The organism is Massilia sp. Root335 (assembly GCF_001425685.1).
Taxonomy (GTDB): Bacteria; Pseudomonadota; Gammaproteobacteria; order Burkholderiales; family Burkholderiaceae_D; genus Telluria; species Telluria luteola.
Map to the genome: position 1 here is coordinate 25,349 of NZ_LMCY01000039.1, position 23,793 is coordinate 49,141.

The following is a 23,793-nucleotide window of genomic DNA, read 5'->3' on the forward strand; positions in this document are numbered from 1 at the left end:
GACGTCGACAAAGACACGATCAGTCAGTCGTTTTCTTGAATAGCTTGTCCTTGTTGTGTTCGATACATTCGTGGATCGGCTCCGCAGTTAATATCGTCATAAAACCGAGTTCGACAGGCTCATTGTTTTTGCCGAGACTCTCGGTCACCAGACCCAATGCCATCGTTCCGACGCCGACCGGCAGGCTCTCGTTAAAACGCACGATTGCGGGGCCGCCGCTGAAACCTCCGCGGGCCATCGAGGACACGATGTAATGGTCGAACGCGTGGTCATAACGTTTTACGCACGCATTGACCTCCCCTAACGTAGCGACAAGGATAGGTTCGCTCGAGAATGGCACTGGCGGGAATCCCATGATCAGGCACTGATCGAGCAGGAAATCGTAATTCCCGTAAGGCAGTTCTTTGCAGTGAAATCCCAGTTCGATCTCGGTGGGCGGATACCAAACCAGCGTAAAGCAAGCAATATCAATGTTCGGATCAGGATGAAAAAACGGTCCCGTCAACGGCAATTGCCTGCGAGGTAAATCGTCGCCCACTTCATCCAGCCGGTCACCCAGATTTTTTTCCGAGGGCACCTCGACAACATGGTTTACGCAGAGGATCTTTTGGCCGTCAACGACATGACGCGCAGTGACGTAGATCCCCTCCCCTACGTGAAAAGCCGAACCAATGCCTCGCGTACCATCAGGACTTTCCACGTCTACAAAAGCAACCGCCGGCCCGCACTCCCTGAATACCTTCCGATCCCATCTGTCGTAATTCGACATATCGCTCCTTACCGTCTTTTAATTCAGGATAATACCTGCAACCGCGTCCCAATCCACCAATAATTCCCCTGCTCATCCCGCACACCGGCCGACCGGTCCCCATACGGCAGATCGCGCGGCTCGGCGAGACTGACCGCGCCCCGGTCCAGCGCCCGTGCATAGACCTTGTCGACCTCCTCGACATACACATGCACCGATGACACCGGCAATTCCGCCCACGGCCGGAACCCCACCATCAGCACCGAGTCGCCGATCCGGACCTCCGCGTGCCGGATCGTGCCCCCGGCGTCGATCTGGCGCCGCAACTCGACCGCGCCGAACGCGTGCGACAGAAAATCGAGGACGGCGCGCACATCCTTGACGAGCAAATAGGGTGACACCGCGTTATAGCCATCGGGTTTGTAGCGATCGTCCATAGCGTCTCTCCATGATTAGAACTGGACAATTCTGTCACAGCTGTACCGTCCTGGAATACGACTGTTCATCTTTGACACATCCGCGCTTCGCTATACACACGGCGGACAAGTGGCATGGATATTGCGAACTCCTCCTTGACTGCGCGCCGCGCGCAATCGACACGACATTCACTCATCAAGGAGACAACCATGGCCTGGAGCAAACCGGAATTCATCGACTGGCGTTTTGGTTTTGAAATCACGCTGTACATCGCGAACCGCTGACGCAGGACCCGCGGCAGCACGCGCCGCCGCGGGCTTTAACGGATCCATCCATGAACATCGTCGTATTGGGCTCGGCAGCCGGAGGCGGCTTCCCGCAATGGAATTGCAACTGCCGCAATTGCGCCGGGCTGCGTAACGGCACGGTCCGCGCGACGGCGCGCACGCAGTCGTCGATTGCGGTGTCGAGCAACGGGACCGACTGGGTATTGATCAATGCATCGCCGGACATCCTCGCGCAGATCCGCGCCACGCCCGCGCTGCAGCCGGCGCGCGCGCGACGCGATTCCGGCATCGCCGCCGTCATGCTGATGGATGCGCAGATCGACCACGTCGCCGGCCTGCTGATGCTGCGCGAAGGAAAAGAGCTGCCGCTGTACTGCACGGCGCCCGTCTGGCGCGAGCTCAATGGCGCGCTGCCGCTCGTGCCCGTCCTGTCGCACTACTGCGGCGTGCGCTGGCACGCATTGTCGATGGAAGGCGGCGTGCGGGTGCCGGGCATCGACGGCATCCGCTTCACGCCGCTGGCGCTGGCAAGCAAGGCGCCGCCGTATTCGGATCATCGGGAGCATCCGGAAGCGGGCGACAACATCGGCCTGCTGATCGAGGACGTCGGCACGGGCAAGTCGGCATTCTATGCACCCGGGCTCGGCGCCATCGATCCGCGGGTGGAGGCGGCGATGCGCAAGGCGGACTGCGTGCTCGTCGACGGCACGTTCTGGGATGCCGACGAAATGATCGCGCCGGGCTTGTCCGGCAAGACGGCGGCCGATATGGGCCACCTGCCGCAATCGGGCGAGGGCGGCATGATCGCGGTGCTCGACGGGATCGGCACGCGGCGCAAGGTACTCATCCACATCAACAACACGAATCCGATCCTGGACGAAGACGCCGAACAACGCGCCGTGCTCGCGCGCCACGGCATCGAAGTCGCGTTCGACGGCATGGAGATCGCACTATGAACACCGCCCCATGGAGCCGCGACGAGTTCGAAGCGCAATTGCGCGCGCGCGGTGCCGGTTACCACATCCACCATCCGTTCAACGTCAGGATGAACGACGGGCTGCTGCGCGCGGACCAGATCCGCGGCTGGGTCGCCAATCGGTTTTATTACCAGGTCAATATTCCGCAAAAGGATGGCGCCATCATCGCCAATTGTCCCGACCGCGCCACGCGGCGCCGGTGGGTGCGCCGCATCCTCGACCATGACGGCTTCGGCGGCGACGACGGCGGCATCGAAGCCTGGGTGCGGCTCGGCGAGGCCGTCGGGCTCGCGCGCGAGGCGTTGTGGTCGCAACGGCACGTGGTGCCCGGCGTGCGCTTTGCCGTCGATGCCTACGTCAACTTTGCGCGCCAGGCGCCATGGCAGGAGGCCGTCTGCTCGTCGCTGACGGAAATGTTCGCGCCCAGGATCCACAAGGACCGGCTGGCCAACTGGCCGGCGCATTACGCGTGGATCGATCCCGACGGCTTGCAGTATTTCCGCAGCCGCGTTTCGCTGGCCGAACGCGACGTCGAACACGGCCTGGAAGTGACGCTCGGCCATTTCACTACGCGCTCCCAGCAAGAGCGCGCGCTGGAAATCCTGCAGTTCAAGCTCGACATCCTGTGGGCCATGCTCGACGCCATCGAAAAAGCATATCCATGACGAGGACTCCCATGCACACCGTTCCCGACCAACCCGCCCTGTCGCGCCTGTTCCGCATGCAGTGGGAAGAGGCGCAGGGCCAGTACGTGCTCCTGTATCCGGAAGGTATGGTGAAGCTGAGCCGGAGCGCGGCCGAAATCCTGAAACGCTGCGATGGCCGGCGCACGGTGCCGGCCATCGTCGGCGAGCTGGAGCAGGCGTTCCGGTGCGGCGGCCTGCACGGCGACGTCATCGACTTCCTGCGCGTCGCCGGCGCGCGCGGCTGGATCATTTGAGCATTTGAGGAGGCTGCCATGAACGATCGCCCACCGATCGCCCCGCCGCTGTGGCTGCTGGCCGAGCTGACGTATCGCTGCCCGCTGCACTGCCCGTTCTGCTACAACCCGGTCGGCTACGCCAACGACCGCACCGAACTGTCGACCGAGCAGTGGATCGACGTGATGCGCCAGGCACGCCGGCTCGGCGCGGCCCAGCTCGGATTTTCCGGCGGCGAACCGCTGCTGCGCGACGACCTGGAAGAACTGGTCGGCGAAGGCCGCCGGCTGGGGTTTTATACGAACCTCATCACGTCCGGCATCGGCCTGACCGAAGCGCGCCTGGCCAGCATGAAGGCACTGGGGCTGGACCACATCCAGCTGTCGTTCCAGGATTCCACGCGCGAGATGAACGATTTCCTGTCGAGCACGAAGACGTTCGACCGCAAGGCGCGCGTCGCCAGGCTGATCAAGCAGTACGACTATCCGATGGTGCTGAACGTCGTCCTGCATCGCTTCAACCTCGACCACGTGGAGAAGATCATCGCCATGGCGCTCGACATGGGCGTCGAATACCTGGAGCTGGCCAACACGCAGTATTACGGCTGGGCGCTCGTCAACCGGGCCCAGCTGATGCCGACGCGCGCGCAGGTCGATCACGCGGAAGCCGTGGTCAATGCGTGCCGCGCGCGGATCGGCAACCGGATGCGCATCCTGTTCGTCGTGCCCGATTATTTCGAGGAGCGGCCGAAGGCGTGCATGAACGGCTGGGGCTCGGTGTTCCTCGGCATCGCGCCGGACGGCACGGCGCTGCCCTGCCACGCGGCCCGCTCGTTGCCGGGCATCGCCTTCCCCAACGTGCGCGGCGCCAGCGTGAAGGACATCTGGCATGCCAGCGACGCCTTCAACCGCTACCGCGGCGACGCCTGGATGAAAGACCCGTGCCGCACCTGCGACGACAAAGCCAGGGACTTCGGCGGCTGCCGCTGCCAGGCCTACGAGCTCACGGGCGACGCCGCGAACGCGGACCCCGTGTGCGCGAAGTCGGCGCGGCACGGTGACTTGCAGACGATCGTCGTGCACGCGCAGCGCGCGCAGGCGGAGGACCCGTGGCAGCCCGCGCAGGCGATCGTGTTCCGGTCGGACGCCAGTTCGCGCAAGGCGGAGGCCGTAGGCGCCGTCACCCGTGACCGTAAGGCGTGAACTCGAACCCGTTGCCGATCACGCCGATGAGGCCGTCCCTGTTCTCGGCGCTGTCGCTGATGGCGGCCAGGACGTCGGCGGTGCCGGCCGCTTTGCTGTCGAGCACGCCGGTCCAGAAATCCAGGCCGCCCGCGTCCGCCGTGCGGTGCAGGATGTTTTCATAGTACCGGGTGACCAGTTCGCGGTTCGACGCCACGCCGTCGTACGCTTTGTGGTATTCCGCTGAATCGAGGAACCCCTGGGCCACGTTGGCCAGGGTCTGGCCGTGGTCCATCGCGTTGATCCAGAAACCCAGCCCGCCTGAGTCCGGGACACGGTTGAGCGCGGCCTGGTAGATGCGGTAGACCTGGCCGCCGTTGCCGTCGATGTCCAGCGCGACGGTGGCGTCGCTGAACGCGATGCGTTCGACGCCCGTCAGTTGCGAGATCGTGCCCGCCTTGTCCGTGACCGTGTACGTGGTTCCCGTCGTTCCGATCCGCTGGACGGTTGCCTCGGCATGCGTCATCGACAGGTGGACCGTGTCGGTCCCGGCGCCGCCGTCGACGGCATGCGCATCGCCGAGCAGCGTGATCTGGTCGTTGCCGTCGCCGGCCATGACACCCAATTGTCCGCCGCCCCCCTTGAGCGTGATGCGGTCGTTGCCGGCGCCGGACTGCACCATGACGGCATCGTACAGGTGGGCGGGCAGGTCGACGGCGATGTCGTCGTCGCCGCCGAACAAGCCTGGGTCGCTCAACAACGCTTCATCCAGCCCCTGGTGCGCGTTCACGTTGGCGGACAGGCCCACGAATTCCATCTCGCTGCCGTCGCGGTACAGCTCCTGGTATGCGGTCACGATGCCGTCGACCACATCCGCGCTGGCGGTATCGATGTGGAAGTTGCCGTCGACGTTGCTCATGAGGAGGAACTCGTCGGCGCTCACCCGCACGTTAGAAAACGTGCCGCTCACGTCGCCGGCCGGGGTCAACGTCATGTTTCCATCGAGCGCAATCGCGACGTTGCCGAATACGGGGTCATAGCCGGGACTGCCCGGGAGCAGCTTGGTCGCGACGCTCAGGCCCGCCAACCGATGGCCTTGCGCGGAAGCCGTTGCGGAGAGGGTATCGCCCGTGAGCGTGTAATCGAAATTGAACGTGCCGGTGCCGGACATGAGAATCGCACCGTACTGGTCGAACGTGTAACCGGTGGCGCTGGCGTGGCCGCTGGTGGCGAGCGGATCGTCGCGCACGACGTTCGAGTAGATTTCCACCGCGCCGCTCGAGTAGTGGACGTACAGCGCCGAACCGTTCAGCGCCCAACTGACGGGCTGACCGGGATCGGGCAGATTGCCGGGCGAGACATTCTTCAGCAGCCCGCCCAGCGAGGTATTGAATGCGGCGTTCTGTTGTTCCAGCGTGTGTTGCTGGTCGACGACGGCTTGGGACAATTTGATCGTGGCGTTGGCCATTGGCTCATCCTTGTTGGCGGTGGGCGGCCTTCGATTGTAATGAAATTAACTGCCCAAAAAGTCACGAAAAATATCTTCCTATCAATCTGAAGGCGGCCGCCACGACGGGCGCGGACGATTGGGAAGCGTTCTGATCGCACCAGAAACACAGCGTTCGCATGCGACACCGCCCCCTTTCATCCGGGGGCTTTTTTTCAGACCGCTCTTTCCACGTGTTAAATTGCTGCCTTTCACCGGCCGCGCCGATCTGGCAGGCCGTATTCACAAGCCACAAGCGAGAGGACAGGATGAAATTAGGTATGCTGGCGCTGGCCGCGGCCCTGACGGGCACGGCACTCGGCGCGACCGCCGCACCGCGCGGTTTCACGGTCGAAGACCTGGTGACGATGGAGCGGGTCGGCAGCCCGGCGGTGTCGCCGGACGGCGGCCGCGTCGTCTACACGGTACGCACGACCGATATGGGCAAGAACCGCGGCCATACCGACCTCTATCTGGTCGACCTGAACGCCGCGCATCCGGTGCCGCAACGCCTGACGTCGGATGCCGCCAGCAGCACGGACCCGGAATGGTCCCCGCGCGGCGACGCGATCTATTTCATCTCGTCGCGCTCGGGCTCTGGCCAGGTCTGGCGTGTGCCGGCGCTTGGGGGCGACGCCGTCCGCGTGACGGACCTGCCGCTCGACGTCGACGCCTTCCGCGTCGCGCCGACGGGCGACCGCATTACCTTGAGCATGGCCGTGTTCCGCGACTGCGCCGACCTCGCCTGCACGAAAGCGCGCGTGGACGCGAAGGAACAGGACAAGGCCAGCGGCAAGATCTACGACCGCCTGTTCGTGCGCCACTGGGACACCTGGTCCGACGGCCGCAACGCCGTGCTGTACTCGGCGCCGCTGGATGCGTCCGGCCGCGTGAACGGTACGCCCGTCAGCCTGTCGGGCTCGCTCGACGGCGACGTGCCGTCGAAGCCGTTCGGCGACCGCGAGGAGTTCCGCTTCAGCCCGGACGGCAAGACCGTCGTCTTTTCGGTGCGCATCGCCGGCAAGACCGAGGCATGGTCGACCAACTTCGACCTGTACACGGTCCCGGCCACGGGCGGCACGCCGCGCAACCTGACGGCCGACAACAAGGCCTGGGACACGAAGGGCGTGTTCTCGCCGGACGGCCGCACGCTCGCCTATCTCGCCATGACCCGCCCCGGCTTCGAGGCGGACCGCTACCACGTCGTGCTGCTCGACCTCGCCACCGGCAAGAAGCGCAACGTGGCCGACAGCTGGGACCGCTCGCCGGGCAGCCTCCAGTGGACGGCCGACGGCAGGACGCTCGTCACGGATGCCGACGACGTCGGCCAGCACCGCCTGTTCGCGATCGACGTCGCCAGCGGCAAGGTGACCCCGCTGACCGACAAGGGCGCGATCGGCGGCTACGACGTGCGCGGCAACACCATCGCCTACACCCAGGCGAATCTGGCGTCCGGCGCGCAATTGTTCAGCATGCACCTGGGCACGAACAAGCCGGTGCAACTGACCCATCTGAATGAACAAAAGCTGGCCGACGTGCGCTTCGGCGAGTACGAGCAGTTCTCGTTCAAGGGCGCCAACGGCGACACCGTCCACGGCTACGTGACGAAGCCCTGGAATTACGAGCCGGGCAAGCAATACCCGATCGCCTTCCTCGTCCATGGCGGCCCGCAGGGCAGCTTCGGCAACGCCTGGAGCTACCGCTGGAATCCGCAGGTGTACGCCGGCGCCGGCTACGCCACCGTGTTCATCGATTTCCACGGCTCGACCGGCTACGGCCAGAAATTCACGGACGCCATCAGCGGCGACTGGGGCGGCAAGCCGCTCGACGACCTGAAAAAAGGCCTGGCCGCGGCCGAGGCGAAATATCCCTGGCTGGACCGCTCGCATGCGTGCGCGCTGGGCGCCTCGTATGGCGGCTACATGATGAACTGGATCGAAGGCAACTGGTCCGACGGTTTCAAATGCATCGTCAACCACGACGGCGTGTTCGACACCCGCGGCATGGCCTATTCGACCGAGGAACAATGGTTCACCGACTGGGAAAACGGCGGTCCGTACTTCACCGTGCCGGAAAACCATGAGCGCTTCAACCCGGTGCTGTACGTGAACAAGTGGAAGACGCCGATGCTCGTCGTGCATGGTGGCCGCGACTTCCGCATCCCGATGGCCCAGGGCCTGTCCGCGTTCACCGCACTGCAACGCCGCGGCATCGAAAGCCGGCTGCTCGTGTTCCCGGACGAGAACCACTGGGTCCTGAAACCCGCCAACTCGCTGCTGTGGCATCACACCGTCATCGGCTGGCTGGACCAGCACCTGAAACAGTAAATCCGCACGGCCCGGCCGAGTGGACCCCGAGAACGCCTGCTCCAGCAGGCGTTTTTTTCATTTCCGAGCTGCCAAAAGATTTTCCCCGGTGCTACTATGGCCGGCTTCGAGGATTGAAAAAACCATGAACGACCCGCAAGCGGAACGCGAGCTCAAGCCCCAGGAATTCGAATTCGAATCGATGAACCTGCAGGTCGGCGTACGCCTGCAATTCATCACCCACCGGCGTCTGAAGCCGGTGCAGCATTTCTCGACGCTGATCGGCTGGCTGAAGGACGACTACCTGATCGTCAAGATCCCGACCGACAACGGCGTGCCGATCCCGCTCGTCGAGGGCGAGCGCCTGACGATGCGCGTGTTTTCCGGCATCCACGTCTGTTCGTTCGCCTGCACGGTCGAGCGCGTTTTCGGCCGGCCGGTGCTGTACGCCCACATCTCGTTCCCGCGCGCGATCCAGGGCACGAGCCTGCGCACGGCCATGCGGGTGAAGGTGGACATTCCCGCCAAGATCATCCCGGCAAACACTGCCGTGCCCGGCGCCGACTGCCTGTTGACGAACCTGAGCGTGAACGGCGCGCGGATCGAATCGAAGAAAAGCCTGCCCCAGGACGAAGACGAAATCGACCTGGAATTCGCCCTGCTGGCCCCGCCCAACAACCAGGAAATCCGCGTGCGCGCGCGCGCGGCCGTGCGCAACATCAGCGCACTGTCCGGCGGGCGGGAGCAGGCCGAGGGGTTTGCGTATGGCGTGCAGTTCGTAGACCTGGATCCGGTGCACTACACGCTGTTGCAGAACCTGACGTATGAGGCGTTGCTGGCGGATCGGCAGAAGATCGTTTAAATCAGAAGTAGCCGGGCTTCCACAGACGCGGCCATTCGGTGCCGGTGTTGAGAGCCTTCTGGGCCGGCGTCAGCGCCTCGTTGCGCAGCTTGGCCAGCGCTTCCGGCCATGCGCCTGCGACCACCCCCGCCATTGCCACGATGACGCAAGCCGTGCCCGCGGCACGCCGCACGGCGCCCGGCGCGGCGGCCGGCATTGCCGGGCCGACGGTCCGCTGCCAGCCGATGGCACAGCCGAGATACAGTGCGATCGCCAATTGACTTTGCGGCATGACGAAAAGACCCGAGACGAGGCCGTCGACGAGGATTGCCACGGCTCCCAGGATCAGAGCGGCAAAGATGGCCTGGTTGTCCGCATCGTCACGGCCGATATGCGCACCGGCCCGCAGCAAAGCGCGCAACCCGAACGCGACGGCGGTCAGGAGGCACAGCAAAGCGGGCAGTCCCCATTCGGCACCGATCTGCAACAGCCAGTCGTGCGGATGGGCGGCAATATGCAGTTGGCCGGTGTAATGCGCGAAATGCATCGGCCCAACGCCGAGCCACGGATGTTGCCCAATCAATGCGAACGCAAGATGCCAGAGTGGCCAGCGTGCCGATGTCGGATCGGCCGCCGTGCGCTCGACTGCATACGAAAACGAGTGCATGCCTTCAACGCCGAGCAAGGCCGGCACGACGACCAGGAAGATCAAATACGCAAGCAGGCCCAGCGCCATCGTCACGGCGACCTGCCGCAGATACGGCACGGCTCGGCGCTGCGCCAATACGGCGGTGGCGATGCAGCCGGCCGCCGCGCCCAGCAGCGTACCGCGGCCGTTCGTCGCGAACAGGGCCATCCACCAGTACGTTGTCACCGCCAGCCAGAGCCAGCGGAGTTTCGACGATCGCGGCGTCAGGCAGCACAGCAGGATGAGCAAGGGCAGCGTCGAGGTCTGCGTGTGATTGAAGAAGCGGATGTTGCTGAAGTTGGTGGTGAAATCATCGAGCGCCAGAGGAATGCCGAGGCTGAGTCCGGCGACATAAGCGACGATGAACAGGAGCACATACGGCGCGCACGCGGCCGCCAGGCAGCGGGTGACCAACAGGATGGACGGTTGTCCGTTGCGGGCGGTCTCCGCGGCGACTGCGGATGCCAGCAGGTAGAGCAGGAACAGGTTCGCGACCTCGAACGCGGCGAAGCGTGGTGCAAAGGCGAGCGCGATGCCGACGATGCCGAGTACGAAAAACGCCGCCAGCGCCTTGCCGGAGGTGCCAAGGAACACGTCGGCTGGCGTCATACGATTGTCTAGCAGGACGATCGAGGCGCCCAGCAATACCGTACCGATCTCGACGAGGCGCTGATGGTTGTGGCCGGCCACCACCATGAAGTTGGCAAGCAGAGCGAGGCACAGCAAAGTCAGGAAGCGCGTCCGCTGCAGCGCTTGCAGATGCAGACCACTCATCAATGGATAGGCTTTTGTCCTCGGCACGCTCGGCCCCGCTTGGTCCGGAAATAAAAAAGCCGCCCAGCTTACACTGGGAGGCTCCTTGGCGCTATGTCCGCTGGGTCAGGACAGATCAGCTACCGCCGCACGAGGTGCCGACGATTTTGGCTGCGTCGGTCGTGATGTCGTGGGAGCAGGTCCACACGCCGTTAGCGTCACGGCCCAGCGTGATGATGTGAGTGGCGACCGAGGTCGGGCCGCCGATGATCGTGCAGGTCAGGCCACCGTTGGAAGCAACAACGGCCATGGAGCAATTCTTCGTGGTGGCTTGCAGGCCGGCGTCAGCAATGGTCGGATCGGCGCCTTCGTTCATCTTCACATCGAAGCCAGTCTTACCAGCCGACACTTCCGACAACGCAGCCGCAAACTTCGACTTGGCAACGTAGTTCTGGTAAGCCGGGATGGCCACGGCGGCCAAGATGCCGATAATCGCGACAACGATCATCAGTTCGATCAGGGTGAAGCCGGCTTGGGCTTTCTTGACGATTTTAGGTGCTTTCATGATGTCTCTCCAGGTTGGGGCACTGCAAAATTAAAAGGTATTTCGTATCCAGTACTGCTTGCTTCTGCCCCGTACTATATGCAACCGGCGTGCCAGGTTATTTCCATACGGAATCGTTAGCACGGTGCCATCAAATTGTGGTTTTTCGCGCATTTTTCGCCTTGTCGTATGACAATTTTTGTCACCGGGCACAGCAAAAATTGTCATGCATACGAAATTCATCAAGTTGCGACAAAAATTGTCAGCTTGTCGTGCCAGGCGCCGCGACAAAAAAAACGGGACGCACGAATGCGTCCCGTTTCATCGACTGCGAATCCGGAGGATTACAGCATTGCCTTCAGCAGACGAGCCATTTCAGACGGGTTCTTGGTAACCGTGATACCGCAGGCTTCCATGATTTCCAGCTTGGCTTGCGCGGTGTCGGCACCGCCCGAGATCAGCGCGCCGGCGTGGCCCATGCGCTTGCCCGGCGGCGCGGTGACACCGGCGATGAAGCCGACGACCGGCTTCTTCATGTTGTCCTTGATCCAGTAAGCAGCGTTCGCCTCGTCCGGACCGCCGATCTCGCCGATCATGATGACGGCGTCCGTGTCCGGATCGTCATTGAACATCTTCATGATGTCGATGTGCTTCAGACCATTGATCGGGTCGCCGCCGATGCCGACCGCCGACGATTGGCCCAGGCCCAGCGCGGTCAGCTGGCCGACGGCTTCGTACGTCAGCGTGCCCGAACGCGACACGACGCCGATGCGGCCCTTCTTGTGGATGTGACCCGGCATGATGCCGATCTTGATCTCGTCCGGGGTGATCAGACCCGGGCAGTTCGGGCCCAGCAGCAGGGTCTTCGAACCGGCCTTGGCCATGCGGTCCTTGACTTCCATCATGTCACGGACGGGGATGCCCTCGGTGATGCAGATGGCCAGGTCCAGCTCGGCTTCGACGGCTTCCCAGATGGCGGCGGCGGCGCCTGCCGGCGGGACATAGATCACGGAGACGTTCGCGCCCGTGTTCTGCTTGGCTTCCTTGACGCTCGCGAAGATGGGGATACCCTCGAAGTCCTCACCGGCTTTCTTCGGGTTCACGCCTGCGACGAAGGCTTCACGGCCGTTCGCGTAGTCGCGGCACATGCGCGTGTGGAATTGGCCGGTCTTGCCGGTGATACCTTGGGTGATGACTTTGGTGTCTTTGTTAATCAGAATCGACATTTTATTTCCTTCGCGAATTAAGCTTGGCCAGCTGCAGCGGCAACGACTTGCTTCGCTGCGTCTTCCATGGTGTCAGCCGAGATGATCGGCAGGCCGGAATCGGCCAGCATCTTCTTGCCCAGGTCTTCGTTGGTGCCCTTCATGCGCACGACCAGCGGCACTTGCAGCGACACGGCCTTCGAAGCGGTGATCACGCCTTCGGCGATCACGTCGCAGCGCATGATGCCGCCGAAGATGTTGACCAGGATGGCTTTCAGGCCCGGGTTCTTCAGCATGATCTTGAAGGCTTCCGTGACCTTCTCGGCGGTTGCGCCGCCGCCGACGTCCAGGAAGTTGGCCGGCTCGCCGCCGAACAGCTTGATGGTGTCCATGGTGGCCATGGCCAGGCCGGCGCCGTTCACGAGGCAGCCGATGTTGCCGTCCAGCGAAATGTAGGCCAGGTCGAATTTCGAGGCTTCGACTTCAGCCGGATCTTCTTCGTCCAGGTCGCGGTAGGCGACGATTTCCGGATGACGGAACAGGGCGTTCGAGTCGAAGTTGAACTTGGCGTCCAGGGCGATGACCTTGCCGTCGCCGGTCAGGATCAGCGGGTTGATTTCGGCCAGCGATGCGTCGGTGTCCCAGTAGGCTTTGTACAGGCCTTGCAGGTTCGCGCGCGCGGCGGCGATCGAGGCTTCCGGCACGCCGATCTTGGCGGCGATGCTGTCAGCGTCGGCATCAAGCAGGCCGACGGCCGGATCGATGGCGATGGTGTGGATCTTTTCCGGGTTGCTGTGCGCGACTTCTTCGATGTCCATGCCGCCTTCCGACGAGGCCATCAGCACGACGCGCTGGGTGACGCGGTCGGTGACCAGCGACACGTACAGTTCTTTCTTGATGTCGGCGCCTTCTTCGATCAGCAGGCGGCGGACTTTCTGGCCTTCCGGACCGGTCTGGTGGGTGATCAGCTGCATGCCCAGGATCTGGTTCGCGTATTCGCGCACTTGTTCCAGCGACTTGGCGACTTTCACGCCGCCGCCCTTGCCGCGGCCGCCAGCATGGATCTGGGCCTTGACCACCCAGACCGGACCGCCCAGCTCTTCAGCTGCCTTGACAGCCTCGTCGACCGACAGGCATGGAATGCCGCGCGGAACGGTCACTCCGAATTTTCGGAGGATCTCTTTGCCCTGATACTCATGGATTTTCATGCTGGCTTCCCTTCTTCTGTTACTGATGTAGTTTAGAAATGCGAATGGATAAATAAAGCGACAGATCCGGAGTCTACTCCGGACGACACTACCCCGGCACCGCCTTGAGCGACCAGCGCGGATAGTACGTTTCGACGGCGGGGCCATCGAGGCGCAGCGCGTGGCAGCGGTCCAGTTCGTAAGGCCGCTCGGTCGAGGCATCGACCGAACGGTTGGCCATCGCGTCGTCGGCGAAGGCCTGGATTGCCGCGGTGGGCAGGACTTGCGCGAGTTCGGTCAGGTGGGTGCAGCCGAGTACCCCGGACAAGCGGTCCTTCAGATGCAATCGGAAATGTTTCAGCAGCGACAAGCCAATCAGCTTTTTATAAGCAGGAGCGATGGTGTCGCAGAAACCAGGATAGGGTACGGCATCGGACGCCGCTTCGGCGTCGACGATGGTCATGTCGCGGTCGATGGTCACGCGCAGCTTGAGTTCGTGCACCGGCAAGCCGGCCGGGCGAGGACCGGAAGGCAGGGCAATGTCGTGCGTCTTGGTGTCGCGGATGCAGGCGTCGAGGTCCCACAGGCCATCATCGCGCGCGAACACGTCGACAGTGATGGCGCGCGTGTGCCGAGGCTTACGCGGAGCGGGTGGAGACAGGGGCATAAACACCAATGCCGGAATGCGGCGAAAAAATTTGCAGCCGTTGTGCCTGATGCACGTTGCCGCAGCTTCTACGGCAACAACCGCTCTTGCGGCGCTGCTTAAACCATGAAAGTTTAGCACAGGGTGCCGGGCTGTGCACCGTCTCCCCGGTTACAGAAGGGTTTTTGCAGGGAAGATAATGGAAGATGTTGCGAAGTTGTGATGCCGAAAGCGCAAGCTTATCAGTCATAAACCGGACGACAGTCCGTCATTCACAACGGTGAGATGAGGTCAAAAATCGTCTTCGTCGTCACGACCCTGCAGCGCGGCACGCACCGCACTTTGGGAAAAACCACGTTGCAGCAGGAAGCGCATCTGTTTGCTGCGTTCTTCGGCATCTTGCGGGACCGTGCCGAACTTGCGGCGCCAGACTTCCCTGGCCCGTTTGACTTCGGTGTCCTTGAGCCCGGACTTGAGCTCGTCGAACGCTTCGCCGTTGACGCCATGCTGCTGGAGTTCGGCGAGCACCCGCGCGTTGCCGTAGCGGCCGGCGCGCCGGTTCACCAGCGATTCCGCGAAACGCTCCTGCGACAGCCAGTTGTTCTTTTCGAGGAAATCGAGGAGGGCTTCGACGTCGTCCCCCTCCTCGGCATAACGAGACAACTTGCGCGCCAGTTCAATCCGGCTGTGCTCGCGCGTCGACAGATACTTCAACGCGCGGGCCTTGAGGCTCAGCTGCTGGCGCACCATCAGGGACGATTACTCGTCGCCGACGGATGCCAGTTGGGCGGCATCGCCACCGGCCGGGACCGGCCCCAGTTCGCGCACGCCGAGGGCGGCGCGAACCTTGTTCTCGATCTCGCGCGCCAGTGCCGGACGTTCCTTCAGGTAGATGCGGGCATTGTCCTTGCCTTGGCCGATGCGTTCGCCACCATAGCTGTACCACGAACCGGACTTCTCGACGATCTTGTTGTCCACGCCCAGGTCGATGATCTCGCCTTCGCGCGACGTGCCTTCGCCATACAGGATGTCGAAGTGCGCTTCCTTGAACGGCGGCGCGATCTTGTTCTTGACGACCTTGACCTTGGTTTCGTTACCGATCACTTCGTCACCCGTCTTGATCGAGCCGGTACGGCGGATGTCCAGGCGCACGGAGGCGTAGAACTTCAGCGCGTTACCGCCGGTCGTCGTTTCCGGGCTGCCGAACATGACGCCGATCTTCATGCGGATCTGGTTAATGAAGATGACCAGCGTATTCGTACGGTTGATCGAGCCGGTCAGCTTGCGCAGTGCCTGGGACATCAGGCGGGCTTGCAGGCCCGGCAGCGAATCGCCCATGTCGCCCTCGATCTCGGCGCGCGGCGTCAGCGCCGCCACCGAGTCGATGACCACCATGTCGACGCTGCCCGAACGCACGAGCGCGTCCGTGATTTCCAGCGCCTGTTCACCCGTGTCCGGCTGCGAGATCAGCAGCTCGTCCAGCTTGATGCCCAGCTTTTGCGCATAGGTCACGTCGAGCGCGTGCTCGGCGTCGATGAACGCGCAGGTGCCGCCCAGCTTCTGCATCTGGGCGATGGTCTGCAGGGTCAGCGTCGTCTTGCCCGACGATTCCGGACCGTAGATCTCGACGATACGGCCACGCGGCAGGCCGCCGACGCCGAGTGCGATGTCCAGGCCCAGGGAGCCGGTCGATACAGTCTGCACTTCCTCGACGGGCGCATTGGCATCCATGCGCATCACCGAGCCTTTGCCGAACTGCTTCTCGATTTGCGCCAGTGCTGCGGCCAGCGCCTTGCCCTTCTCGGCAGCATTTACTACAGATTTCTTATCGTCCATAACTTTCTTTCTGTCCTAGAGTGAACCAAGGTGTGGGCCGCTCGCGCGAATTCAATAGGAAGTACTGTATAAAAATCCAGTGGTCTTGGCAAGCGTTATTTACAGTCGTGTGACAATCCGTTGACCGATTCGACTTGGCGCGCGTTATCCAACACAATATACGAAATAGCAAAGTCCAAAGCCAAAACCCGGGAGAAGTGTGATGCGTATTCTACTTGCCGAAGATGACAGCGTGCTCGCCGACGGATTGACGCGCTCGCTGCGCCAGTCCGGCTACGCGATCGATTGCGTGAAGAACGGCCAGGATGCGGACACCGCGCTGTCGACCCAGGAATTCGACCTCCTGATCCTCGACCTCGGCCTGCCCCGGCTGTCCGGCCTGGACGTGCTGCGCCGCCTGCGCGCGCGCGGCTCGCTCCTGCCCGTGCTGATCCTCACGGCGGCCGATTCCATCGAGCAGCGCGTGGGCGGCCTCGACGCCGGTGCCGACGACTATATGCCGAAACCGTTCGCCCTGTCGGAACTGGAAGCGCGCGTGCGCGCCCTCACCCGCCGCGGCCAGGGCGGCGGCTCCACCGTGATCCGCCACGGCCCGCTCGTGTACGACCAGGTCGGCCGCAGCGCCTACATCAACGACCAGATGCTCGACCTGTCGGCGCGCGAGCTGGGCCTGCTGGAAATCCTGCTGGCGCGCACCGGCCGCCTCGTGTCGAAGGAACAGCTCGTCGACCACCTGTGCGAATGGGGCGAGGAAGTGTCGAACAACGCCATCGAAGTCTATGTGCACCGCCTGCGCAAGAAGATCGAGACGGGCGGCATCCGCATCGCCACCGTGCGCGGCCTGGGCTACTGCCTCGAGCGGTATTCCGACAGTCCCCGCGACGGCGCCCGCAAGAGCGCCGAAGCGGCCAGCGGCCACAAGTGAAACGGTTCAAGCGGCGCGCGGCCGGGCCGGCGCCGCGCGCCGCCGCGCAACAGTTCGAGCCGCCGCTCGAGCCGCTGTATGTCCCGCCCAGGCCCGAGTCGGAAGAAAGCATCCAGCACTCGCTGTTCGGCGAAATCCTCGACTGGATGCTGGCCCCGCTGCTGTTGCTGTGGCCGATGAGCATCGCGATCACGTACCTGGTCGCGAAGTCGATCGCGAACCAGCCGTTCGACCATGCGCTGGAAGACAGCGTCACGGTGCTCGCGCAGCAGGTCAAGGAAGTGGACGGCAAGGTGGTCGCCCACCTGCCCGGCACCGCGCGCGACATCCTGCGCGCCGACGACGTCGACAGCGTGTATTTCCAGATCAGCGGCCCGCGCGGCGAGATCGTCGACGGCGACCGCGACCTGCCGCTGGCCCCCGCCGACGACGCCGAGCGCAGCGGCCGTGTGCACTTCCGCACCGAGAGCATGCACGGCGCGCCGGTGCGCATCGCCTATGCCTGGGTCAACCTGCAGCCGCTGCTGGACGCGTCCGAGGAGCCGCGCCTGGCCCTCGTGCAGGTGGCGGAAACGCTGGAGAAACGGGCGCAGCTGGCCAACGAAATCATCAAGGGCGTGATCCTGCCCCAGTTCATCATCCTGCCCGTGATCCTGGCCCTCGTCTGGTTCGCCCTGTCGCGCGGGCTGTCGCCGCTCGCGCAGCTGCAGGAACGCATCCGCGCGCGCCTGCCGGACGATCTGTCGCCGATCGATTCGCGCCAGGTGCCCGAAGAGATCTCGCCGCTCGTGGGGTCGCTGAACGACATGCTGGCGCGCCTCGCGCACACGATCGCCGCGCAGAAGCGTTTCATTGCCGACGCCGCGCACCAGATGAAGACGCCGCTGGCGGGCATGCGCATGCAGTCGGAGCTGGCGCTGCGCCAGGTCGACCCGAACGAGATCCACCGTTCGCTCGAACAGCTGGCCAAGAGTTCGGAATCCGCCACGCGCCTCGTCAACCAGCTGCTGGCGCTGGCGCGCGCCGAGAACCAGCCGCATGCGGGCCTCGCGCTGGAACCGCTCGATCTTGCCGCCCTGGCCCGCGACGTCGTGCAGGACTGGGTGCAGGCCTCGTTCGCGCACGAGATCGACCTCGGCTACGAGGTCATCGGCGACCCGCCGGAAATCGGCGGCAGCGCCATGATGCTGCGCGAGCTGCTGTCGAACCTGATCGACAACGCGCTGCGCTACACGCCGGCCGGCGGCAGCGTCACCGTGCGCGTGCGCGGCACCAATCTCGGCCACGGCAGCCAGTCGCTGCTCGAAGTGGAGGACACCGGTCCCGGCATCGCGCCGTCCGAGCGCCACCGCGTGTTCGAGCGTTTCTACCGCATCCTCGGCTCCAGCGTGCCCGGCTCCGGCCTGGGCCTCGCCATCGTGCGCGAGATCGCGCAGCAGCACGGGGCCGAGATCGAGATCTTCAACAACCCGCGCAGCACGCACAAGAAATTCCCGGGCAGCCTGTTCCGGCTGACCTTCCCGCCCACCGTCACGCCTGTCCCCGATGCCGACCGAGACCGTCCCTTCCTCTGACCCCGACCGCAAGCGCGCGCGCATCGTCGCCGCGCGCGCCGCGCACTGGGCGCGCGCGCGCCGCCTGATCGCGCTGCTGCTGGCGCTGTGGCTCGCCACGAGTTTCGGCACCGTGTTTTTCGCGCGCGACCTCGCGCACATGTCCGTGTTCGGCTGGCCGCTGTCGTTCTACCTCGCCGCGCAGGGCGCGTCGCTCATCTACCTCGCCATCATCGGCGCGTACGCCTGGCGCATGCGCATCCTCGACCGCGATTTCACGCGCATGCTGCAGGAGCGTCCATGACCGGCGCCGCGCCATCGGCCGCGGCCGCGCCACCCGCAAAAGCGCGCAGCTATTTCCGCCGCCTGGCGCGCTACTACCTGTGGTTCACGCTCTGCTTCGGGCTGTTCCTCGGGGCGCTGGCGATCCTGGAAAACGAGGGCATGCCGCGCCAGTGGATCGGCCACCTGTACATGTTCGCCACCATCGTGCTGTACGCGATCATCGGCGTCGTCAGCCGCACGTCGAACGTGTCCGAATACTACGTGGCGGGACGGCGCGTGCCGGCACTGTTCAACGGCATGGCGACGGCGGCCGACTGGATCTCCGCGGCCAGCTTCATCAGCCTGGCCGGCACGCTGTACCTGCACGGCTTCGACGCCCTCGCCTACGTGATGGGCTGGACCGGCGGCTACTGCCTCGTCGCGCTGCTGATCGCGCCCTACCTGCGCCGCTTCGCCCAGTACACGATTCCCGATTTCCTCGCGGCGCGCTATGGCGGCGACACCGGCACGCGGCGCGGCAACGTGGTGCGCGCGCTCGCGGTCGGCGCCACCATCGTCGTCTCGTTCACGTACGTCGTCGCGCAGATCTATGCGGTGGGCCTGATCGCGTCGCGCTTCACGGGCGTCGATTTCTCGGTCGGCATCTTCCTCGGTCTCGCCAGCATCCTCGTGTGCTCGTTCCTGGGCGGGATGCGCGCGATCACGTGGACGCAGGTGGCGCAGTACATCATCATCCTCGTCGCCTTTTTGATCCCGACGATCTGGCTGTCCGTGAAATTCGCGGGCAACCCCGTGCCGCAGGTGGCGTACGGCTCCGTGCTGCCCAAGCTGGCCAAGCGCGAGGCCCAGTTGGCGCTCGACCCGCGCGAAGCCGAGGTGCGCCACGCTTTTCGTGCCCGCGCCGACGACTACGAGGCACGCCTGGCCGGCCTGCCGCATTCCTGGGAAGCCGGCAAGATCGACGCGCAGCACCGGCTGGACAAGGCGCGCAGCCACAGCGCGTCGCTGGGCGAAGTGCGCACCGCCGAGCGCGAGCTGCTGGACTATCCGCGCACGGCGGAGGAAGCCGTGCACGTGTGGAGCGAACAGCGCGCCGCCAACCTGGCGCGCGCCCAGCCGCCCGAGCCGCACGCGGAACCGTTCCCCGGCAAGACGCGCCAGGAATCCGACATCCGCCGCAACAACTTCCTCGCGCTCGTGTTCTGCCTGATGTTCGGCACGGCCGCGCTGCCCCACATCCTGATGCGCGCCTACACCACGCCGTCCGTGCACGAGACGCGCGTGTCCGTGTTCTGGACGCTGTTCTTCATCCTGCTGATCTACCTGACGATGCCGGCGCTGGCGGTGCTCGCCAAGTACGACATCTACACGGCCCTCGTCGGCACCGGCTACGACGCGCTGCCGACCTGGGTCTCGTACTGGGCCAACGTCGACAAGGCGAACCCGTTGATCAGCATCGTCGACGTCAACCACGACGGCATCGTGCAGCTGGCCGAGATCGCGATCGACGGCGACATGCTGACCCTGGCCACGCCCGAAATCGGCGGCCTGCCGTACGTGATTTCCGGCCTGGTCGCGGCCGGCGGGCTGGCGGCGGCGCTGTCCACGGCGGACGGGCTGCTGCTGGCGATCTCGAACGCGCTGTCGCACGACATCTACTTCAAGATCGTCGACCCGGGCGCCTCCACGCAGAAGCGCGTGACGATCTCCAAGCTGCTGCTGCTCGCCGTCGCCTTCATCGCGGCCTATGTCGCGTCGCAGAAGCCGGCGGACATCCTGTCGCTCGTCGGCGCCGCGTTCTCGCTGGCCGGGTCGACCATGTTCCCGGCGCTGGTGGCGGGCGTCTTCTGGAAACGGGCCAATTTCGCGGGCGCGATCGCGGGCATGGCGACCGGTTTCATCGTGTGCACCTACTACATGCTGCACACGAACCCGATGCTGGGCGGGAGCCTGGATGCCGTCTGGTTTCACATCGCGCCCATCTCGGCGGGCGTGTTCGGCGTGCCGGCCGGGGCGCTGGCGCTCGTCGCGGTGAGCCTGGCGACAAGGCCGCCGCCGCGCGAAAGCGGCGGGCTCGTGGACCATATCCGGGCGCCGGAGTAGCGCGCCCGGCCGGCCCGCCCGCGTCACATGCTGAAGTTCCAGTCGAGCGGCGTCCCCTGCTGCCCGACCGTCTCGACCGACTGCAGCATCGAGTCCGCCACCTGGGTGAGCGTGGCGCCGTGCTGCACGGCCGCCGTCCAGAAAGCCAGGCCGGCCGTGTCGGCGGCGCGGTCGAACAGGCCGGCGTACAACAGGCCGACGTCGTGCCCGACGTCGCCATTGAAGCCGCCCTGCGTGGCCAGGCGTTCGGCCGAACCGATCATGGAGATCGCGATCGCGCCCAGGCTGGCGCCCTGGTCGTGCACGGTCGCCCAGAAATCGAGGCCGTAGACGTCGGCCTGGCGTCCCAGCACCGCCTGATACAGGCCGGTGAGCGGCGCCAGGTCCGCGCCGGTCTGCACGCCGACCGTGGCATCGGAAAACTGCAGGTGCTCGACGTTGACGACGAGCGCCTTCGCCTCCGGCGCCGCCTTGCTGCTCACGATCAGGTAGTCGTTGTGGGTCTCGATGTCGAAATCGGCGCGGGCGCCCGCGAACACCGCGGTGTCGGCGCCGGCGCCGCCGTGCAGCACCGTGGTGGCCGGTGCCGCCTGCGCGCGTGCCGCGCCGCTGGCGGTTGCCACCGGCGTCGGCGCGCCAAAGCTCATCGTATCGTCGCCGCCGCCGGCGAACACCTGGGTGCTGCCGCCAGCCGCCAGCGTGAAATGCTGGCTGGCCGCGTCGCCGCTCAGCATCTGCGTACCTGCCTGCGCCACGATATTCGCCGCGCCGACGACCGCCGCGAATTCGACGTCCTGCAGCGCGATCGTGCTGCCGGACGCCAGGCCCGCGGCCTGGATCACCAGCGCCACGTGCTGCTGCGGATCGGCGCTGCCGTTCAGCGTCAGGACGCCGTTCGGCGCCGTGCTGCTCACCGGCGTGACGGTCTCCACCAGCAGTGAGTGGCTTGCCGCCAGCTGCGCCAGATAACTCTGGCCATTGTCGACCATGTGGCCCCGGTCGCCGCTGCCGTCGGACGCGGTCGCCGCCTGGATCGCGGCGATCAGTCCCGTGCCCGCGTTCGCGACCGTCGTGTTGGCGCCGCCGCTGGCGCTCAGGCCGTAGCCGATCGCCAGCTGGGCCACCAGCAGGTTGGTGCCGGCGGCGCTGGCCAGCGGAATGTCCGCCACGCCGGCGGCGCCGGTCGACTCGGCCCGGTCGGCGCCCACGATCGGGACATCGACCTGGCTGCCGGACGCGCCGCCCGCCAGCACCACCGGCACCGTCACCACGCGCACGCCGTCCACCAGCGGGTCGGGCGCGTCGACGATGCTCAGGGCGAAGCCGCCGCCCGCCGCGGACACGTTGCCGGCGGCGTCCGTGTCGGTCGCGCTCAGCGTGTGCGCGCCGACGTGCAGCGTCTGCGCCAGGATGCTCCAGTGGCCGTTCGCATCGGCGTGCGTCGTGCCCACCACGGTCGTGCCGTCGTACAGCGTGACGAGGTCGTTCGCCGCCGCACTGCCTTCGAGGGTCGGCATGGCATACGTGATGCCGTCGCCGCGCGTGCCGGTGTCGGACTGCGCCTGCAACTGCGGGGCGCCGGGTGCCGCCGGGGCGGCCGTGTCGACCGTCAGCGTGAAGGCCGGGCTGGCGGCGGACGCATTGCCGGCCGCATCGACCTGCCTGATGCTCAGCGCGTGCTCGCCGTCGGCAAGCGCGGACGCCGTGATGCGCCACGTGCCGTCGGCGCCGGCCTGCACCGAACCGAGCGCCGTGAGGCCGTCGGTGTCGTACAGCGTCACTAGCGCCAAGGCCTCGGCCGTGCCGCTGAAGGTCGGCGCATTGACCTGGGTGACGTGGTCGCCGGCGGTGCCGCTGTCGCTGGCGGCGGCCAGTGCCGGCACAGCCGCGGTGGCGGGTGCGAGCGTGTCGACCGTGACGGTCAGCGCCGCGCCTTGCGTCGAGACGTTGCCGGCGGCGTCGAGCTGGGTTGCGCGCAACGTGTGGCTGCCGTCGGCCAGGGCGGCGCTGGTGATGCTCCAGGCGCCGGCGGCATCGGCCGTGGTGGTGCCCAGCACCGTCGTGCCGTCGCTGTCGTACAGCGTGACGGCGGCAAGCGCTTCCGCCGTGCCGCTGACGGTCGGCGTGGTGTCGCTCGTGACGCCGTCGGCGGACGAGGCGCCGGTGTCGCTGGCCGCTTGCAGTTGCGGCGCCGGCGCGCCCGGCGCCAGTGTGTCGAAGTGGATCGTCGGGGTCGCGCCCGCGCCGCCCGTGTTGCCGGCCACATCGGCATAGCTGCCGGCACCGACCGTGATGCTGGCCGTGCCCGCATTCGTGCCCGCGTCCGGCGTGAAGGTCGCCGTGCGTGTCGTGCCCGTGCCGCTGATGGCGGACAGCGTACCGCCGCTGACGGTGACGTCGCCCACGCTGCCGTCCCAGCTGAAGGTCGCGCCGGGGTCTTCGCTGAAGGTGAACGTGATCGTGGCGGTGCCGCCGATCTTCAGCGCACTGACGTCGCTGCTGATCGTGACGGCCGGCGCGCTCGTGTCCAGCACATAGGCTTGCGTGGCGACCGGGCCGGCATTGTCGACGGCGTCGACGACGCGCACCTGCAGCGTGCCGCTGCCGGCCAGCGTCGTACCCAGCGACCACGTGGTGCCGCTGACCTGGGCCGTCGTCCAGTTCGCGCCATTGTCGAGCGAGACTTCGACGTGTTCGTCGCTCGCCAGCGGCGCGCCCAGGGTGCCGCTGACCGTCTGCGCGGCGACGTTGGTGATGAAGTCGGTGCCCGACCTGCCGCCATCGGCGGAGAACGCGATGGCGCCCACGGTCGTCGTCGGCGCCGTCAAGTCGACGGTGAACATCAGGCCGCTCGATGCGCCGCTCACGTTGCCGGCGGCATCAAGCACGGTCGTCGTGACCGTGT

At 65.4% G+C, this 23,793-nt stretch carries 22 protein-coding genes; 11 read left to right on the top strand and 11 right to left on the bottom strand.

Annotated elements, in window-relative coordinates:
• Positions 1–19: 19 nt before the first annotated feature.
• The gene (locus tag ASC93_RS21155; protein WP_056447121.1) at positions 20–769 is read right to left on the bottom strand and encodes a serine protease; all 750 of its coding nucleotides are present in this window, start codon (positions 767–769) and stop codon (positions 20–22) included.
• A gap of 23 nt (positions 770–792) precedes the next feature.
• Positions 793–1,185, bottom strand: coding sequence for a VOC family protein (locus ASC93_RS21160; RefSeq protein WP_056447124.1), 393 nt, complete (start codon positions 1,183–1,185; stop codon positions 793–795).
• Between the two features lie 114 nt (positions 1,186–1,299).
• Here ASC93_RS21160 and pqqA point away from each other — a divergent pair, with 114 nt between their 5' ends.
• From pqqA to pqqE, 5 genes are read left to right on the top strand one after another with little or no spacing between them, the layout of a single operon-like run.
• Entirely contained in the window at positions 1,300–1,449 is a 150-nt protein-coding gene (gene pqqA, locus ASC93_RS31765; protein WP_082548228.1) for a pyrroloquinoline quinone precursor peptide PqqA, read from the top strand.
• Between the two features lie 50 nt (positions 1,450–1,499).
• Positions 1,500–2,408 (top strand): pyrroloquinoline quinone biosynthesis protein PqqB, encoded by a 909-nt coding sequence (gene pqqB, locus ASC93_RS21165; RefSeq protein WP_056447127.1) that lies wholly within the window; start codon positions 1,500–1,502, stop codon positions 2,406–2,408.
• On the top strand, positions 2,405–3,094 hold the full coding sequence (gene pqqC / locus ASC93_RS21170) for a pyrroloquinoline-quinone synthase PqqC (RefSeq protein WP_056447132.1): 690 nt from the start codon (positions 2,405–2,407) through the stop codon (positions 3,092–3,094). Before pqqB ends, pqqC begins: the two co-directional genes overlap by 4 nt.
• Before the next feature lie 11 nt (positions 3,095–3,105).
• The gene (gene pqqD / locus ASC93_RS21175) at positions 3,106–3,369 is read left to right on the top strand and encodes a pyrroloquinoline quinone biosynthesis peptide chaperone PqqD (protein WP_056447134.1); all 264 of its coding nucleotides are present in this window, start codon (positions 3,106–3,108) and stop codon (positions 3,367–3,369) included.
• A gap of 18 nt (positions 3,370–3,387) precedes the next feature.
• On the top strand, positions 3,388–4,551 hold the full coding sequence (gene pqqE / locus ASC93_RS21180) for a pyrroloquinoline quinone biosynthesis protein PqqE (RefSeq protein ID WP_056447136.1): 1,164 nt from the start codon (positions 3,388–3,390) through the stop codon (positions 4,549–4,551).
• Here the strand turns inward: pqqE and ASC93_RS21185 are convergent.
• The gene (locus ASC93_RS21185; protein WP_056447140.1) at positions 4,529–5,998 is read right to left on the bottom strand and encodes a DUF4214 domain-containing protein; all 1,470 of its coding nucleotides are present in this window, start codon (positions 5,996–5,998) and stop codon (positions 4,529–4,531) included. The genes pqqE and ASC93_RS21185 overlap by 23 nt on opposite strands.
• Before the next feature lie 287 nt (positions 5,999–6,285).
• Between ASC93_RS21185 and ASC93_RS21190 the strand changes: the two genes are divergently transcribed.
• Complete coding sequence (locus tag ASC93_RS21190) at positions 6,286–8,343, top strand: S9 family peptidase (RefSeq protein WP_056447142.1); 2,058 nt, start codon at positions 6,286–6,288, stop codon at positions 8,341–8,343.
• A gap of 124 nt (positions 8,344–8,467) precedes the next feature.
• The gene (locus tag ASC93_RS21195; protein WP_056447145.1) at positions 8,468–9,184 is read left to right on the top strand and encodes a flagellar brake protein; all 717 of its coding nucleotides are present in this window, start codon (positions 8,468–8,470) and stop codon (positions 9,182–9,184) included.
• Between the two features lies 1 nt (position 9,185).
• On the opposite strand, the gene ASC93_RS21200 is transcribed toward ASC93_RS21195, so the two are convergent.
• The 7 genes from ASC93_RS21200 to recA form a co-directional block, all read right to left on the bottom strand.
• On the bottom strand, positions 9,186–10,625 hold the full coding sequence (locus ASC93_RS21200; protein WP_056447148.1) for an O-antigen ligase: 1,440 nt from the start codon (positions 10,623–10,625) through the stop codon (positions 9,186–9,188).
• A gap of 115 nt (positions 10,626–10,740) precedes the next feature.
• The gene (locus ASC93_RS21205) at positions 10,741–11,169 is read right to left on the bottom strand and encodes a pilin (RefSeq protein WP_056447151.1); all 429 of its coding nucleotides are present in this window, start codon (positions 11,167–11,169) and stop codon (positions 10,741–10,743) included.
• 323 nt (positions 11,170–11,492) lie between these two features.
• A complete protein-coding gene (gene sucD / locus ASC93_RS21210) occupies positions 11,493–12,374 on the bottom strand; it encodes a succinate--CoA ligase subunit alpha (RefSeq protein WP_056447154.1) in 882 nt (293 codons plus the stop codon).
• Between the two features lie 17 nt (positions 12,375–12,391).
• Positions 12,392–13,561 carry an ADP-forming succinate--CoA ligase subunit beta gene (gene sucC, locus ASC93_RS21215; protein ID WP_056447158.1) on the bottom strand — a complete coding sequence of 390 codons (1,170 nt, stop codon included), beginning with the start codon at positions 13,559–13,561 and terminating at the stop codon, positions 12,392–12,394.
• A gap of 88 nt (positions 13,562–13,649) precedes the next feature.
• Positions 13,650–14,207, bottom strand: coding sequence for a DUF2889 domain-containing protein (locus tag ASC93_RS21220; RefSeq protein ID WP_056447160.1), 558 nt, complete (start codon positions 14,205–14,207; stop codon positions 13,650–13,652).
• Positions 14,208–14,477: 270 nt separating this feature from the next.
• Entirely contained in the window at positions 14,478–14,936 is a 459-nt protein-coding gene (recX, locus tag ASC93_RS21225) for a recombination regulator RecX (protein ID WP_056447163.1), read from the bottom strand.
• Between the two features lie 9 nt (positions 14,937–14,945).
• Positions 14,946–16,022: a recombinase RecA gene (gene recA / locus ASC93_RS21230; protein ID WP_056447166.1), complete on the bottom strand. Its 1,077-nt coding sequence runs from the start codon at positions 16,020–16,022 to the stop codon at positions 14,946–14,948.
• 202 nt (positions 16,023–16,224) lie between these two features.
• Between recA and ASC93_RS21235 the strand changes: the two genes are divergently transcribed.
• From ASC93_RS21235 to ASC93_RS21250, 4 genes are all read left to right on the top strand, one after another.
• Positions 16,225–16,947 (top strand): response regulator transcription factor, encoded by a 723-nt coding sequence (locus ASC93_RS21235; RefSeq protein WP_056447169.1) that lies wholly within the window; start codon positions 16,225–16,227, stop codon positions 16,945–16,947.
• A gap of 74 nt (positions 16,948–17,021) precedes the next feature.
• Complete coding sequence (locus ASC93_RS21240) at positions 17,022–18,521, top strand: sensor histidine kinase (RefSeq protein ID WP_056447178.1); 1,500 nt, start codon at positions 17,022–17,024, stop codon at positions 18,519–18,521.
• On the top strand, positions 18,493–18,804 hold the full coding sequence (locus ASC93_RS21245; RefSeq protein WP_082548229.1) for a DUF4212 domain-containing protein: 312 nt from the start codon (positions 18,493–18,495) through the stop codon (positions 18,802–18,804). Before ASC93_RS21240 ends, ASC93_RS21245 begins: the two co-directional genes overlap by 29 nt.
• Positions 18,801–20,888, top strand: coding sequence for a sodium:solute symporter family protein (locus tag ASC93_RS21250; protein WP_056447172.1), 2,088 nt, complete (start codon positions 18,801–18,803; stop codon positions 20,886–20,888). The genes ASC93_RS21245 and ASC93_RS21250 overlap by 4 nt, the downstream gene beginning before the upstream one ends.
• Before the next feature lie 23 nt (positions 20,889–20,911).
• Here ASC93_RS21250 and ASC93_RS21255 read toward each other — a convergent pair.
• Positions 20,912–23,793 (bottom strand): Ig-like domain-containing protein (locus ASC93_RS21255; protein ID WP_162251939.1); only part of this gene is annotated, 2,882 nt, incomplete at its 5' end.